This is a genomic window from Bradyrhizobium sp. PRIMUS42 (assembly GCF_023006515.1).
Classification (GTDB): domain Bacteria; phylum Pseudomonadota; class Alphaproteobacteria; order Rhizobiales; family Xanthobacteraceae; genus Bradyrhizobium.
In genome coordinates this window covers 1-773 of record NZ_JALBGZ010001362.1, presented here as the reverse complement: position 1 = coordinate 773, position 773 = coordinate 1, and the positions used below count along the sequence as shown (strand labels likewise).

2 protein-coding genes are annotated in these 773 nt (G+C 65.5%); one reads left to right on the top strand and one right to left on the bottom strand.

Features of this window, described 5'->3' with window-relative positions; genetic code table 11:
• A partial coding sequence (locus tag MOV75_RS40360) for a disulfide bond formation protein B (RefSeq protein ID WP_247008427.1) occupies nt 1-315 on the top strand: 315 nt, incomplete at its 5' end.
• A gap of 117 nt (nt 316-432) precedes the next feature.
• On the opposite strand, the gene MOV75_RS40355 is transcribed toward MOV75_RS40360, so the two are convergent.
• On the bottom strand, nt 433-773 hold a 341-nt coding region (locus MOV75_RS40355), incomplete at its 5' end, for an AbrB family transcriptional regulator (RefSeq protein ID WP_247008426.1).

Here is a 773-nt window from a genome sequence, read left to right as displayed (position 1 = left end):
GGCGCCCCGCGGCCGCTGCTGCTGGCCGGGCTCGCGATCCTCGCGCTGGCGACGCTCGCAAATGCCGGTCTCGGCGCCTACCATTCCGGCGTCGAATGGGGGTTTTGGAAGGGGCCGACCGATTGCACCGGTCCCGTCGTCAACCTCGGCAACGCCGGCGATCTCTTTTCAAGGCTCGATACCGTGAAGGTGGTGCGCTGCGACGAGGTGCAGTGGCGCTTCCTCGGCCTCTCGCTCGCCGGCTACAACGTGCTGATCTCGCTGCTCATGGCTGCGATCGCGGCGTGGGGATTTATGCGGACGGCGAAGCGCTAGGCAAGCTGTCGTAGGGTGGGCAAAGCGAAGCGTGCCCACCATTCTTGGTGACATCGCTGAAACATGGTGGGCACGGCGCTAACGCGCCTTTGCCCACCCTACAAGAGCCGCGCTCTGCTAATCATCCACGTCGTCCTGCGTGCGTCCGAACAGATGCACGATGCCCGGCGTCGCGATCGTCACGAACACGAAGCGCGAGAGGTGATGGGCTCCGACGAAGATCGGATCGATGTGCAAGGTCAGCGCCAGGGCCAGCATGGCGTCCATCGCTCCCGGCGCGAAGGCGACGACGACGTCGGAGAATTTGACTTGCGTGGTCAGCGCGACGATGCCGACGAAAATGGCGGAGACGGCGATCGCGACCGTGAACGAGCCCAGCGCCGCGTTGATGTGGCCCGCGAGCGTCTTAATCCGCATCCGCGCGAAACGGCTGCCGATCAGCGCGCCGATCCCGACCA